Below are 12,510 nucleotides of genomic sequence, written 5' to 3'. Positions count from 1 at the left end.
ATGGCAAGCGAAATCCTGATGCCCGCCCTCTCGCCGACAATGGAAGAGGGCACGCTGGCCAAATGGCTGGTGAAAGAAGGCGATACCGTCGCTTCAGGTGACATCATCGCCGAGATCGAGACCGACAAGGCCACGATGGAATTCGAGGCCGTGGACGAAGGCGTGATCGGCAGGATCCTGATCCGGGAAGGCACCGAAGGGGTCAAGGTGAACACCGCCATCGCCATTCTGGTCGAAGATGGCGAGGATGTGCCGGAGGCGTCCGCCGACGCGGGCGCAAAGGCGGCTCCTGCAAGGAGCCCCGAGGCGACCGCCCCCGCCCCGGCAGTCCCCGTCGTCTCCCCGAGGCCCGACAGCAGCCCCGACTGGCCCGACGGGACGGCGATGAAACAACAAACCGTGCGCGAAGCCCTGCGCGACGCCATGGCCGAGGAAATGCGGCGCGACGAAAGCGTTTTCCTCATGGGCGAGGAGGTCGCCGAATACCAGGGCGCCTACAAGGTCAGCCAGGGGCTACTGGACGAGTTCGGTTCGAAACGCGTGATCGACACGCCGATCACCGAGCATGGTTTTGCCGGGATCGGCGTTGGCGCCGCCTTTGGCGGTTTGCGCCCGATCGTTGAATTCATGACATTCAACTTTGCCATGCAAGCTGTTGACCAGATTATCAATTCCGCGGCCAAAACGCTTTATATGTCCGGCGGTCAGATGGGCGCGCCGATGGTGTTCCGCGGCCCAAACGGCGCCGCGGCCCGCGTGGGCGCGCAACACTCTCAGGATTATGCCGCCTGGTATGCGATGATCCCTGGCCTGAAGGTCGCGATGCCCTATTCGGCCTCCGATTACAAAGGCTTGATGAAAACCGCGATCCGCGACCCCAACCCGGTGATCTTTCTGGAAAACGAAATCCTCTATGGGCGGTCCTTCGATGTGCCGGATCTGGAGGATTTCACCATTCCCTTCGGCAAGGCCCGCATCTGGCGCCAGGGAGAGGACGTGACCATCGTAAGCTTTGGCATCGGGATGCAATACGCGCTGGAAGCCGCTGAAAAACTTGCAGAAGATGGCATCAATGCCGAAGTGATTGACCTGCGCACCCTGCGTCCGATCGATTATGACACGGTATTGGCCTCGGTGATGAAGACCAACCGCTGCGTGACCGTGGAAGAGGGGTTCCCGGTCGGCGCGATCGGCAATCACCTGTCCGCGACAATCATGGAACGGGCCTTCGATTACCTCGACGCGCCGGTGATCAACTGCACCGGCAAGGATGTTCCGATGCCCTACGCGGCAAATCTCGAAAAACTGGCGCTGACCACCACCGACGAGGTGATCGCAGCCGTCAAACACGTCACCTATCGCTGAGGAGGACCAGACATGCCCACAGAAATCCTCATGCCCGCCCTGTCCCCCACGATGGAGGAAGGCACGCTGGCCAAATGGCTTGTGAAAGAAGGCGACACGGTGGCCTCTGGCGACATCATCGCCGAGATCGAAACCGACAAGGCCACGATGGAATTCGAGGCCGTCGACGAGGGCGTGATCGGCAAGATCCTGATCGGGGAAGGCAGCGAAGGGGTCAAGGTCAACACGCCCATCGCCGTGTTGCTGGAGGATGGCGAAACCGCTGACGACATCCCCATGCCGCCCCAACCGGCACCAGATGCCGCCTCTGCGGCCGACACGGGCAAGGAAGCCGCACCTGCAAGGCGCTCTGACGCGCCCGCCGCCCCGCCTGCACCGATAGCCGCGACAGGCGACCGGATATTCGCGTCGCCCCTTGCCCGCCGGATCGCGGCCTCCAAGGGTATTGATCTGGCGTCCCTGAAAGGCTCCGGCCCGCGTGGTCGGATCGTCAAGGCCGATGTGGAAACGGCCCTGGCGGGCGGGCCAATAGCGCCACAGGCCGAACCGGAGGCCCCGAAATCGTCGCCAGTCCCCACGCCTTCGGCGGATGCCGGAGCAGTCGCCAGGATGTATCAGGATCGCGAATACGCAGAAATCCCGCTGGACGGGATGCGCAAGACCATCGCGGCCCGGCTGACCGAAGCGAAACAGCAGATTCCGCATTTTTATCTGCGCCGCGATATTCGGCTGGATGCCTTGCTCAAATTCCGCAGCGAGTTGAACGCGCAATTGGCGGATCGCGGCATCAAGCTCTCGGTCAATGATTTCATCATCAAGGCCTGTGCGAACGCGCTGCAACAGGTGCCCGATGCTAACGCGGTCTGGGCCGGAGATCGGATTTTGAGGCTGAAACCCTCGGATGTCGCGGTGGCGGTTGCAATCGAAGGAGGGTTGTTCACGCCCGTGCTCAGAGACAGCGACAAGAAATCCCTGTCGACACTGTCCGCCGAGATGAAAGACCTCGCTACCCGCGCCCGCGACCGCAAGCTGGCACCGCACGAATATCAGGGCGGCAGCTTTGCAATTTCCAACCTTGGCATGTTCGGCATCGACAACTTTGACGCCGTCATCAACCCCCCCCATGGGGCCATCCTCGCGGTCGGCGCGGGAGTCAGAAAACCCGTGGTCGGCAAGGATGGCGACCTGACGGTGGCCACTGTGATGTCCGTCACGCTATCGGTGGATCACCGGGTAATCGACGGCGCGCTGGGGGCAGAATTGTTGCAGGCCATCGTCGACAATCTGGAAAATCCCCTGACGATGCTGGCATAAGGGACAGGGACGCCGCAGCACCATATCTGGCCGACAATCGTCAACTGTCTGGCGCCGGCCTGTTTCCTGTGTCTGGCGGCGCTGTTTGCGGGATTGGGGGCGGAATACATCCTGTCCAACCGGATTCTGGGTGTTCCGGCGATCTACCTCGGGCTTGCGCTGATCTGCGTTGCGTTGTTCTCGATCTTCCGGTCGCATTTCAACCATTGGGTGGACGACAGGCTGGTCTGGCTGGCGATCTTTGTCAGCGGCATCGCATTGATCCTGTTTTTTGCGCTTCTGTACCGGACCGAGGGCATTTTGTGCACCGCCCCGCTGTGTCCGGGAACCAGCACGGTGATGCTGTCGGACCCAAGGTTCCTGACACCGATCGGAACGGCGCATTCCGGCGACTGGCTGCCCGTGACGCCCGGATCAGGGGGCGTGCAACTGGATCAGGGCTTTGTCAGCGGCCTTTATTACTCGACCGTCACCTTCACCACGCTCGGTTATGGGGATTTCCAGCCGGTCGTGCGCATGCGGACCATCGCCGGAATCGAGGCGCTGATCGGATACGGGTTTCTCGGGATGGTGGTCGGCTTGCTGATTGATCTGGGCAACAGGCGCTAAGGGGCGCCCTGCCTTCAGCCCAGAATGGCCGCTTGGGCCAGCACCAGAAGGCCAAGGAAAGAGATACCGGTCAGAGCGGCATTCACTTTGTACTTCTGAATGGCTTGGCGAAAACTCATGGTATCCTCCTTTCTTCGTCCACCGATATATAGCGGGGATGTGAAGCATTTGCAAATGATGCATAGGATGTGATCAGGCGGAACAAATGTCCGCCTGACGGGGGTTTACCCCTTGAACCGCTGATCCATATTGACCGAGGGCTGGTCACACCCCGCCTCGCCCACGATCCTCGCCGGCACTCCGGCCACGGTCTTGCAGGGGGGAACGTCTTCCAACACTACCGATCCGGCGGCAATGCGGCTGCAATGGCCCACGCGGATATTGCCCAGCACCTTGGCACCGGCCCCGATCAACACGCCATCCTCGATCTTGGGATGGCGGTCTTCCTCTTCCTTGCCAGTTCCGCCCAGCGTCACCGAATGCAACATCGAGACATTGTCGCCCACCACCGCCGTTTCCCCGATCACGATGGAATGGGCATGGTCGATCATGATCCCCTTGCCGATCCGGGCGGCGGGATGGATGTCGATGCCGAAAATCTCTGACGTGCGCATCTGCACGAAATAGGCCAGATCATAGCGTCCCTGATTCCACAGCCAGTGGCCGATCCGATAGGCCTGCACCGCCTGATAGCCCTTGAAATAAAGGATGGGCTGCAAAAGCCGGTGGCAGGCCGGGTCGCGTTCATAGACCGCCACAAGATCCGCCCGCGCGGCTTCCAAAAGGGACGGATCGGCGGCAAAGGCCTCATCCGCGATCTCGCGCAGGATGACCATCGACATCTCGTTCGAATTCAGCTTGGCCGCAAAGCGGTAGGACAACGCCCGTTCCATCGTCTTGTGATGCAGCACACAGGCGTGAACAAGCCCGCCCATCAAGGGCTCTTCCCTCACCGCCTCTTCGGCCTCGGTGGAAATCCGTTGCCAGACGGGATCAACTTGCGTCAGTTTCGCGCGTGTTTCTGCCATGGGGTCATCCTCTCTTGCCCGGAACTGTACTACATAGTCAGATACAGGCCAATTCAAACCCTTTGAAGGGACCATCACGAAAATGAATGCGGACAGGTTTCAGGAGTTGATCGCGCAAATGCTCGCCGAACTTGACCGCGAGGATGCGCGCGGTCAGGACGGGCAGTCGGTCGTGACGCTGGATCAACAGGCGGTCGGGCGCCTCAGCCGTATGGACGCGCTGCAATCACAGGCCATGGCCAAAGCACAGCAATCCAGACGGGACGCGCGCCGAACCGCCCTGAAATCAGCCTTGCGCCGGATCGACGATGGCGAATTCGGCTGGTGCGAAGATTGCGGGGACGCGATGGATGAACAACGGCTGTTGCTCAATCCTACGGTTGTCAGATGCGTCAGCTGCATCAAGGGCTAAAGCCACGCCGCCGCCAGGCATCCAGAGACAGCAGCACAATAGCAGTTGCCCGGCAATACTCGGTATTGCCATATCCCGGCTCAGCTCCCAGCCTTACCCGCGAAAAGACCGCCTGAAGCGAGCCATTTCCCCATCGCCCGTGGGCGCGGCCGAACCGCTTGAAATATTTGTGGGCGGCATGTGCCCGCTCGAACGTCACCATGCAATAATCGGCACGCGCACCGCCTGGAACGTCAAGCAACGCGCAAGCCAGCGCGACGATATCTCCGGGCAGTACGCGACGCATCACACGATTTCGATCGCGCGATAGTCTCCCGGCCCGAAACGTGCCGAAACTTGTGCAATCTCCACGCTGAAGGGTAACTCGACTGCATCGTCTTCCTGATCTGACGCCTGATAAATCCATTCGGGCGACGTAACCGTGACTTCGCGAAGAACTTTCCCCTGTTCAAGAACGCGAATTTGATAGGTTTCGCTTTCTTCCCCCAACGGCACCTCGGCCAGATCCCACCCATCGCCCTCGATACGCGTGCGGCGCACCCAGTCAAACCGGATATCTCCATTGCCCAGCGTTTCGGCACCAAGGTGAACCGGCGCATAGGGCTTGAGACCCACGCCGGGAAACGCGCTGATCAGGTGGCGATAGGAACTGTCCTCCAGCCCCCGTCGCGCCGGGCCGATCCGATAGTGGCGGGCGACATTGCGAGTACTGGCCGGCAGGTCGACCTGCTCGACATTGCTGTCCAAAATCACCACCCAGCTTCCCGCCGGCCAGGCATCCGGGATCACCGTGTCAGAGCCAAGCTGCCCGCGCAGCCGGGTTTTCAGAAGGTAGGTAGACTCGTCCACCAAATCCGCCTGCTGGAACTGGAACAATTCCCACCGGTCGGCAGCGCCGTCGCCAATAGCCGCAAGGTTGCCACCGGCCAAAAGCCGCTCCCACGAGATACTTTGCAGGTTTCCGGCCACAAGCTTGACCTGCAAACCGTCTCCCCGATCAACCAAACCCGGACGCGCCCTGAACAAGGGTGTTTGAGTGACACCCACCGTTGCACGCCCGCCCATCAGCTTATTCAGCGTATAGTCCTCGTCCTGGGGCGCGTCATACACGGCCACGGATCCCGGCCAAGGGCGACCGGTCACAGCCAGGTGCGGCGCGTGCGCAATCTCGTCGCCCGTCAACAACGGCAAGTCCAGGAAAAGCGGTTGCACCGGCACAGGCGCGGCAAAGCTCTTGTAGGTGGGCAGTTGGTCAATGGTAAGGCTGGCGTCATAGGCCGACGGTTCCACGGCGACGCCTTCCAGAAGCTGCATCTCCCCCTGCTCGACCCGCTCAACACGGATCGTACGCGGTTCTACCGCCTCCTCCTGCAACAACACGACATCCCCCGCCCCGACCCAAAGCCGGGACGGCGGAAGCGCAAAACGCACCCCGTTTCGGGCCTCACGCGCTTCGGCCAGCCACCGTTGCGCAACATGGCGGCCTTCGCCGCGCAGCAGGGCCAGCGGCATTTCACTTTGCGCCACCGAATGTGTGCTCTGCGTGGGATGAATGGCCTCTTCGGCAACCATCTCGAAATCCGCTCCGGCCTCGACGAAATTCAGCCGGATACGCCCGGCTATCTCGGCATTCGGCTCCCGGGATTTTTCCAGAATGTTGTCCGTTTCACTGGAAACCGCGCAGGTTTCCAACGCCAGTTCGACGGTTTTCTGCCCCTTGCGCATCCGAAATTCAAGCGTGCCGTCGCGCTCCAGCGCATCGAACCCATAGGCCACCATCAATGGCTGAAGCGCGGCCCTCCCGTCAGACACATCCTCCTGAACATAGCCGCGCACCACGCCTTCCAGCCCCGATACGTCGAAATGCGCCACACCCGAGCGCGCACAAATCTCCGCCACCACAGATTGCAATGACCGGTTCGAACTGCGCCCGTTGATCCAATGACCGGTGACATAATTTTCACCGTCGCTCCAGACATCCTGACTGTTGGGAAATGCCGGAAACGGGCGGGCATCCCATGCCCAGACATACATCTGCGACACATCGATCATGCGTCCGTCATAGTCCGCCGCCACCGGATTGTTGTCCGCGTCGCCCCAATAGTCCTGCAACGTTTGCAGATATCTCTGCTGAATGAAGTCGTCGCGCGCGCCCGAGGAGAAGTGAGGCACCGCTGATTCACTGGATTTCGGATCGCGAAACTTGTTGGGCTGATTGGTGCCCTTGTCGATCGCGCCACATCCGATTTCAGTGAACCAGATCGGCTTGCTGCCCGGCACCCAGGCGGTGGGTGTTTCCGAACGCACGCCCGCGACACGTTCGTGGTGGGAATTGGACCACCAGCCCCGCACATCCTTGTACCGGAAAACCCATGGCTCCTGATGCGCGCCGTCAGTGATCGGTGTTCGTATCTGTGCCGCGCGTGCCTCCGGTGAATAGTAATACCAATCAAACCCCTCTCCACCCTCGACATTGGCGGCAAGGTAGTCCCGGTCATAGATCGAAGCGGCAATTTTCCCGTCCAGGTGATCCGGGTCATCGCGCCAATCGGACAAGGGCATGTAATTGTCGATCCCGACAAAATCGATATTGGCATCCGCCCACAATGGGTCGAGGTGGAAATACACATCCCCCGATCCGTCCTGCGGATGAAATCCGAAATACTCGCTCCAGTCCGCGGCATATCCCAGCCTGGTTTCTGCCCCCAAAAGCTGGCGCACCTCCCGGGCCAGATCGATCAGCGCCTGAACGGCAGGAAATCCGTTTTCACCCTTGATTTGCGTCAGGCCACGCATTTCCGAGCCAATGCAAAACGCATCGACCCCACCCGCCGCCGCGCACAGGGCCGCATAATGCAGAACGAACCGGCGATAGCCCCAGTCTTGCGGACCCGTATATGTGACCTCCCCGTTCTGAACGCTGAAATCAGCCGCCGAAGCCGTTCCAAAGAACGCCGCCACTTCCTGATCGGCCAGGACGGTCCCGGAAGGAGAGCCTTCCTGCCCCAATGCCCTGGACAGGGTAATCCGGCCGCGCCACGGCAATACCGGCTGATCTTCCGCGTCGCTCCAGGGATCCGCCAATCCGTTCCCGGCCATCTGTTCCATCAGAATGAACGGGTAGAACGTGACGCGTTTGTCACGTGCCCGCAATTCCGTGATCGCTTCTATCACCGACGCGTCGCAAGGCGTGCCGCCATAAACCGGTCTGTCATCCAGCCTGGCCACCGCTTCTGCCGCCCCCCGGGCAACGCCGCTCACCACCCAGGGCATGGTGTCACCGTCCAGTTCGGTTTGCTCCACCTTGGGGCGCAATTCGCATTGTGCGGCGCGCAGATCATTGCCAAACCAGCTGACGACAAGCGAGGCGGAACCGCAATTGGGCAGTTCCGCCTCGATCGCATCGACAGAGGTTACAAAATCGGTCTTGCCGGACGGGGTGTGTTCGTTGGTGGCCTGAAAATGTCCCGGCCCCACCTGCAAGCGCACCGGGGTCGTGGCCAGCGCGTATTCACCCGTCCCGGGCATCAGGGCGACAGCCTGTACGCTGCGGCCCATGTCCGATCCGGCATCCACGACGCCTTCGGGCGTCCCGCGCACAATCTCGAAATTGAACCGGGGTACCCTGTTGCCAAATGGCTCCAGCGCCAGATCCTCGAACACGACATAGGCCGTGCCGCGATGGGCGGGTACGTTCCCCGCCCCCTCGATGGCCTCCATCTTGGGGTCCGGCAACTGATCCGCGCTGCCGGTATAGACCCGCATGTTCAAATCGGATCTGGACAGCTCGATCCCATCCGCCCAGACACGCCCCACGTCCCGGATCTCACCTTCACACAAGGCAATCGCAAGCGAAACGGAATAGCTGTAGGATCGCGTCTTGGGCTGGGTCGGCGCCCCCTTGCCACCACCCGAAACCGAGACAGTCTCCATGAACTGCGAGGCCCATATCACCTGCCCGGCAACCCGCATCCGGCCATAAACCCGCGACACGGCGGCGCCCTCGGCGGATCCCGTCAGGCGAAACCGGTCAATCCTGCCGGTTTCCACCACATTCGAGCCGTTGCCCAGAATGGCCTGATCGATCAACCGGCCGGCCGTTGCGCCCACAAGCCGCCCGATCGCAACCGACGAGACCCCGGCAATTCCGCCGCCCAGCCCGCCGCCAATCGCGGCGCCAGCCGCCGCCAAAACTACAGTTGCCATTGTTCAACTCCTTGGAAATTCGAAACAGGCGACCACGCGCCGACGCCACGGCGCGCTCATTGGGCTTTCCACCACTCCGTGGCCCGAATAGGCGTGCACAAAGCTCGCATTGGCGCCGGTCTGCGCCACCACACCCAGGTGTTTGGCCACGCAACCGGCCTTCATGCGGAACAACACCACGCCTCCCGGCGCCAGCGTGTCCAATGGGCGCGCCAGCAAATGCCGCCGCGCCGCGGCCCAAAGCCGTTCGTCACCCTGCGGCTCCGACCAGTCCCGACTATAGGCCGGAGCCCGCTCGGGTTCTTCGCCGTAAAGATGCCGCCACACGCCCCGTATCAGGCCAAGGCAATCCGTGCCCGCCCCCTTTCGGGCGGCCTGATGCACATAGGGCGTTCCGATCCAGCTGCGCGCCTCGGCCACCACACGCGCGGAAAATTCATCCATCAGCGGCGACTCCCGCCTGAATTGTCGCCCGCCCGCACCGGGTAGCTGGTCAACCAATCCTCCCCGGGGATATCCGGGAATCCCTGAAAGTTCAGCGCATTGGAAAACTTCAACCGGCAGGTTTCGAACCGCTTGTCACACCCGGCCACCAGGTGGACCCTGTCGCCGGGCTGCACCGCGGCGCGGATCGGTTCCCACAATTCCAGGATCCGCCTGCCCTCGCCATCCACATAGTCGCGCTTGACGGTTCCCGACAGCCCCTGCGCCGCGCCGGTTTCGATGGTCGTGAACCCGTTGGTGAACCAGCCCGGCTCAAAATCGCCCAGCCCGACCCAGCGAAAGATCCGGTTGTCCTCCAACTCTGCGACATCCAGCCGCGCAAAATACCCGCCCTGCGCCGTGTCGAACCGGCACTGTGCATCCCCCAGAACCGCCGTACACGGCTTTTGGTAAACCCGGCCCATGGGCTGGTTCAAGGCTTCCGACAGCCCGCGCAATTCGGCACGAAACGCCCCGCCCGACCGCCGGATTTCACCGATGCCGCCGCGAAAAAGCAAGCTGCGCTCGCGCACATCGGCCCAGTTCACCAGCCAGGCCACCACCTGCGCGCCGTCATACCGGCCCGCATCGATATCTTCTTCCCTGATCGACAAATCGCTCAGCACGCCCAGCGCCTCGGTATTGTCGATCGACAGGCCAGAGCTTTGCTCCAGCGCGCCGGCCGACAATCCGCTTTGCGCGCGAAATGTCAGCCCCTCAAAGGTCAGATCCCGATCATGGTCGGTAAACCCGAACGCCTCGCCGTCCGCGCGCGTGATCCCCCAGGCGCGCGCCACCGTGGTCAGCCCGGTCTCCAGATGGGTGCGCAATGCGTCTTGGAAAGCCATCAGACACGCACCTCCACCACCGGCACATTCGGCACGTCCCCGGCCCGGAAGCTGGCAACGCTGGTCTGAATGCGATCCGTGTCAAACCGCACCGGCACGTCAAATTCGAATCCGGCGGTGATCTGGGTTTCGGCCCCGGCCGGCTCCGCCAGGGTGATGATCCCGTTTTCGGCATTCACCTCATAGTGCACACCCTCCTGCAACGGGTCCCCCGACAGCCCGAGCCGGACCGATCCGGCCACGGGTTTCACGATGGGACGCTCATAGGTGAACGCGCCAGAGCGATAGGTCTTGACCAAAGGATACTGCGTGGTCGTATCGTCGCCGGTTCCGATAACCTGGTCGCGATATCCCACCTCGCCGGTGGCGCGGCAGGATTTGTAATCGGACCAGTCCTTCCAGCGGAACGCGTACATCTGCCCGCGCCGCGCCTCGAAAAACGCGATCAGCGTTTCAATATCGTCCAATGACCGCATCCCGATACCCGCGTCATAACGGCGGCGCGAATGCGCCCAGGGGGTGTTGCGCTCTTCAAAACCGTTGGCCAGCGTCACCACATCCGTGCGCCGCTCGGGTCCGCCGATCGAGCCGAAACTCAAGTTGGCGGGAAACCTGACTTCATGAAATCCCATTGCTTTCCCTCCGTTACCGGTTGCGTTGTCCACGCGCGATCACGCGGCTCATCTGGGCGGCGATCTGGCCCTGGGACCGGCGAAACCCGTCCGCATCCGGGGTCGAGATATTCATCACGACATTGACCGATCCACCGCCATTGCCGCGCACGCCCAGCTTGCCATCCGCGCCTCGCGCCAGCGGCATGATCGCCTCTGGCCCGGCCTCGCCCATCAACCCGGTGCCGCCGCGCATCGGAAAGGTCACTGGACCCGATACAACGCCACCATTGGCAAAAGGCATCACCCGCCCCTGCGCGAACCCGGCGCCATCCGCAAAGGGCAACAACCCCTCGACCAGCCCGCCAACTCCGTTTGCAAGCGCACCGCCCAGCTGATCCGCCACCGGGTTCAGCGCAGCGCGGTAGGTGGCATCGATCATCGAACGCGCCACCGTTTCAAGCGCATCCGACAGCTTCATCCCGTCAAAGATCACGCCATCAAACGCCTTGCGCAGCCCCCGGCTCATGCCCTTTTCCAGCGTGGCCACATCCTGACCCGTCGCCGAAAGCGACTCGCGCATCCGGGCCAGTTCGCTGTCAAACCCGGCCGCCACGGCCACCGTCTGACCCAGGCTCACTTCCAGCGCATCCACCTGGGTTTCCAGGTCGTCCAAACCTTCAATCTCTGTCATCTCGCACTCCATTGCGTTCATCGGGATACATGCGCAGCAGATCGTCCAGCCCGCCGCGGGTCAGGGGCGCCGCCGACGCCCCCTCGCCCAGCATCAGCGCGAATTCCGCCGGGGTCAGGGCCCAGAATGCCTCGGGTGACAGGCGCAGCCCCTGAAACGCGGCGCGCATCAACACCGGCCAGTCAAAGCTGCGCATCCGCCCCCCGCCCCGGCACGACAAAGGCCCGCGCCAGCAATTGCGCCGCAACCTGAGCGGCCTGCATCGGGCCGCCCTCGATATCGGCCTGCATCAGGTCGTTCGCGCGCCCCTGCCATCCGCCGCCGCGCAGCCCGGCCACGATCAGGGCCAGCACGTCGCGCGACGAAAACCCACCGGCCTCGAACCGCTCGACCAGAGCCACCAGCGTGTCGGCCCCTAGCCCGGCTTCCAGCTCGGCCAGCGCCCCAAGCGTCAGCTTGAGCCTGCGGCGCTCGCCGTCGATCACCAGTTCGGCCTCGCCTGCCCAGGGATTGGCCATCTCAAAGCGCCGAGAAGGTCAACGCGCCCGCCGACGCCATCGACAGCTCATAGGTTGCCTCGCCGTTATGCGTGCCCGCATAGTCGATCGACGTCACCTGAAAGCCGCCTTCCACGGTCCCGAAATCCGGGATGATCACCTGGAAATCCGGCGTTTCGCCATCAAAGAAGATCTGGCGCGCGCGTTCGTCGGTGCTTGCGTCCTTGAACACGCCCGACCCCGAAATCGCCGCCGATTTCACCCCGGCGCCACTCAGCAACTCGCGCCATCCGCCCTGGCTCTCCAGCGACGTGACATCCACACTCTCCGCGTTAAAGCTGATCCGCGTGGCACGCAGCCCCGCGATTGTCTCGAACTGACCGTCGCCGGTCAGGTCCACCTTGATCAAAAGATCCTTGCCGTTCTGAGCACCCATGTCGTGC

14 protein-coding genes are annotated in these 12,510 nt (G+C 62.4%); 4 read left to right on the top strand and 10 right to left on the bottom strand.

The window, feature by feature from the left end:
• The 3 genes from I3253_RS01560 to I3253_RS01550 all read left to right on the top strand — a co-directional run bounded on the left by I3253_RS01560 (position 1) and on the right by I3253_RS01550 (position 3,288).
• Positions 1-1,365 carry a pyruvate dehydrogenase complex E1 component subunit beta gene (locus I3253_RS01560; protein ID WP_197915862.1) on the top strand — a complete coding sequence of 455 codons (1,365 nt, stop codon included), beginning with the start codon at positions 1-3 and terminating at the stop codon, positions 1,363-1,365.
• 12 nt (positions 1,366-1,377) lie between these two features.
• Positions 1,378-2,679, top strand: a complete 1,302-nt coding sequence (locus tag I3253_RS01555; RefSeq protein ID WP_197915861.1) for a pyruvate dehydrogenase complex dihydrolipoamide acetyltransferase — start codon at positions 1,378-1,380, stop codon at positions 2,677-2,679.
• Between the two features lie 93 nt (positions 2,680-2,772).
• Complete coding sequence (locus I3253_RS01550; RefSeq protein WP_197915860.1) at positions 2,773-3,288, top strand: potassium channel family protein; 516 nt, start codon at positions 2,773-2,775, stop codon at positions 3,286-3,288.
• Positions 3,289-3,512: 224 nt separating this feature from the next.
• On the opposite strand, the gene cysE is transcribed toward I3253_RS01550, so the two are convergent.
• Positions 3,513-4,316: a serine O-acetyltransferase gene (gene cysE, locus I3253_RS01545; protein WP_197915859.1), complete on the bottom strand. Its 804-nt coding sequence runs from the start codon at positions 4,314-4,316 to the stop codon at positions 3,513-3,515.
• An 82-nt stretch (positions 4,317-4,398) separates the two neighbouring features.
• Between cysE and I3253_RS01540 the strand changes: the two genes are divergently transcribed.
• Positions 4,399-4,728 carry a TraR/DksA family transcriptional regulator gene (locus I3253_RS01540; RefSeq protein WP_197915858.1) on the top strand — a complete coding sequence of 110 codons (330 nt, stop codon included), beginning with the start codon at positions 4,399-4,401 and terminating at the stop codon, positions 4,726-4,728.
• Here the strand turns inward: I3253_RS01540 and I3253_RS01535 are convergent.
• The 9 genes from I3253_RS01535 to I3253_RS01495 are packed head-to-tail and all read right to left on the bottom strand — an operon-like array spanning position 4,718 to position 12,503.
• Positions 4,718-5,014, bottom strand: coding sequence for a DUF7742 family protein (locus tag I3253_RS01535; protein WP_197915857.1), 297 nt, complete (start codon positions 5,012-5,014; stop codon positions 4,718-4,720). The genes I3253_RS01540 and I3253_RS01535 overlap by 11 nt on opposite strands.
• The gene (locus tag I3253_RS01530; protein ID WP_197915856.1) at positions 5,014-8,934 is read right to left on the bottom strand and encodes a baseplate multidomain protein megatron; all 3,921 of its coding nucleotides are present in this window, start codon (positions 8,932-8,934) and stop codon (positions 5,014-5,016) included. Before I3253_RS01530 ends, I3253_RS01535 begins: the two co-directional genes overlap by 1 nt.
• A gap of 3 nt (positions 8,935-8,937) precedes the next feature.
• Complete coding sequence (locus tag I3253_RS01525; RefSeq protein WP_197915855.1) at positions 8,938-9,378, bottom strand: NlpC/P60 family protein; 441 nt, start codon at positions 9,376-9,378, stop codon at positions 8,938-8,940.
• Positions 9,378-10,265 (bottom strand): DUF2163 domain-containing protein, encoded by an 888-nt coding sequence (locus I3253_RS01520; protein ID WP_197915854.1) that lies wholly within the window; start codon positions 10,263-10,265, stop codon positions 9,378-9,380. The genes I3253_RS01525 and I3253_RS01520 overlap by 1 nt, the downstream gene beginning before the upstream one ends.
• Positions 10,265-10,897 carry a DUF2460 domain-containing protein gene (locus I3253_RS01515; protein WP_197915853.1) on the bottom strand — a complete coding sequence of 211 codons (633 nt, stop codon included), beginning with the start codon at positions 10,895-10,897 and terminating at the stop codon, positions 10,265-10,267. Before I3253_RS01515 ends, I3253_RS01520 begins: the two co-directional genes overlap by 1 nt.
• Before the next feature lie 13 nt (positions 10,898-10,910).
• Positions 10,911-11,570: a phage tail tape measure protein gene (locus I3253_RS01510; protein WP_197915852.1), complete on the bottom strand. Its 660-nt coding sequence runs from the start codon at positions 11,568-11,570 to the stop codon at positions 10,911-10,913.
• Complete coding sequence (locus I3253_RS01505) at positions 11,557-11,766, bottom strand: rcc01693 family protein (protein ID WP_197915851.1); 210 nt, start codon at positions 11,764-11,766, stop codon at positions 11,557-11,559. Before I3253_RS01505 ends, I3253_RS01510 begins: the two co-directional genes overlap by 14 nt.
• Positions 11,753-12,088, bottom strand: a complete 336-nt coding sequence (locus tag I3253_RS01500) for a gene transfer agent family protein (protein ID WP_197915850.1) — start codon at positions 12,086-12,088, stop codon at positions 11,753-11,755. Before I3253_RS01500 ends, I3253_RS01505 begins: the two co-directional genes overlap by 14 nt.
• 1 nt (position 12,089) lies before the next feature.
• Positions 12,090-12,503 carry a phage major tail protein, TP901-1 family gene (locus tag I3253_RS01495; RefSeq protein ID WP_197915849.1) on the bottom strand — a complete coding sequence of 138 codons (414 nt, stop codon included), beginning with the start codon at positions 12,501-12,503 and terminating at the stop codon, positions 12,090-12,092.
• Positions 12,504-12,510: the final 7 nt, after the last annotated feature.

This window comes from Thiosulfatihalobacter marinus (assembly GCF_016019955.1).
Taxonomy (GTDB): domain Bacteria; phylum Pseudomonadota; class Alphaproteobacteria; order Rhodobacterales; family Rhodobacteraceae; genus Shimia; species Shimia marinus_A.
Note: the sequence above shows the minus strand (reverse complement) of the source record. Positions and strands in the feature narration are given on the sequence as shown.

Excerpts from the sequence above, each read along its gene's own strand:
- I3253_RS01560 (WP_197915862.1), top strand. The coding sequence starts at position 1 with ATGGCAAGCGAAATCCTGATGCCCGCCCTCTCGCCGACAATGGAAGAG.
- I3253_RS01520 (WP_197915854.1), bottom strand. The coding sequence starts at position 10,265 with ATGGCTTTCCAAGACGCATTGCGCACCCATCTGGAGACCGGGCTGACC.
- I3253_RS01510 (WP_197915852.1), bottom strand. The coding sequence starts at position 11,570 with ATGACAGAGATTGAAGGTTTGGACGACCTGGAAACCCAGGTGGATGCG.
- I3253_RS01555 (WP_197915861.1), top strand. The coding sequence starts at position 1,378 with ATGCCCACAGAAATCCTCATGCCCGCCCTGTCCCCCACGATGGAGGAA.
- cysE (WP_197915859.1), bottom strand. The coding sequence starts at position 4,316 with ATGGCAGAAACACGCGCGAAACTGACGCAAGTTGATCCCGTCTGGCAA.
- I3253_RS01495 (WP_197915849.1), bottom strand. The coding sequence starts at position 12,503 with ATGGGTGCTCAGAACGGCAAGGATCTTTTGATCAAGGTGGACCTGACC.
- I3253_RS01515 (WP_197915853.1), bottom strand. The coding sequence starts at position 10,897 with ATGGGATTTCATGAAGTCAGGTTTCCCGCCAACTTGAGTTTCGGCTCG.
- I3253_RS01540 (WP_197915858.1), top strand. The coding sequence starts at position 4,399 with ATGAATGCGGACAGGTTTCAGGAGTTGATCGCGCAAATGCTCGCCGAA.
- I3253_RS01530 (WP_197915856.1), bottom strand. The coding sequence starts at position 8,934 with ATGGCAACTGTAGTTTTGGCGGCGGCTGGCGCCGCGATTGGCGGCGGG.
- I3253_RS01525 (WP_197915855.1), bottom strand. The coding sequence starts at position 9,378 with ATGGATGAATTTTCCGCGCGTGTGGTGGCCGAGGCGCGCAGCTGGATC.
- I3253_RS01500 (WP_197915850.1), bottom strand. The coding sequence starts at position 12,088 with ATGGCCAATCCCTGGGCAGGCGAGGCCGAACTGGTGATCGACGGCGAG.
- I3253_RS01535 (WP_197915857.1), bottom strand. The coding sequence starts at position 5,014 with ATGCGTCGCGTACTGCCCGGAGATATCGTCGCGCTGGCTTGCGCGTTG.
- I3253_RS01505 (WP_197915851.1), bottom strand. The coding sequence starts at position 11,766 with ATGCGCAGCTTTGACTGGCCGGTGTTGATGCGCGCCGCGTTTCAGGGG.